Consider the following 463-nt stretch of genomic DNA (forward strand, 5'->3'; position numbering starts at 1 on the left):
CTTATTACCTGAAGAAGTGTCAGTTTATATGGAAACAGGATTCTTCGGTATGGAAGGTAAGATGAATTCTGGAGATGCTCACTTAGCAGTTAACTATCAGAAACTTTTGCAATTTGGTTTAAGAGGTTTTGAAGAGCGGGCTCGTAAAGCAAAAGTAGCTCTAGATTTAACAGATCCAGCAAGTATTGATAAATATCATTTTTACGACTCTATATTTATCGTAATCGATGCTATTAAAGTATATGCAAAGCGCTTTGTTGCTCTTGCTAAAAGTTTAGCCGAAAATGCAAATCCTAAACGTAAGAAAGAATTACTTGAGATTGCAGATATTTGCTCTAGAGTCCCATATGAACCGGCAACTACTTTTGCAGAAGCTATTCAATCAGTTTGGTTTATTCAATGTATTTTACAAATTGAATCTAATGGCCACTCTCTTTCATATGGCCGTTTTGATCAATATATG

General features: G+C 34.8%; 1 protein-coding gene. It reads left to right on the forward strand.

The window, feature by feature from the left end; translation table 11 throughout:
- Positions 1–16 precede the first annotated feature (16 nt).
- A partial coding sequence (locus HZ297_RS11800; protein WP_343034836.1) for a pyruvate formate lyase family protein occupies positions 17–463 on the forward strand: 447 nt, incomplete at its 3' end.

It is taken from the genome of Thiomicrorhabdus cannonii, assembly GCF_013391695.1.
Classification (GTDB): Bacteria; Pseudomonadota; Gammaproteobacteria; order Thiomicrospirales; family Thiomicrospiraceae; genus Thiomicrorhabdus; species Thiomicrorhabdus cannonii.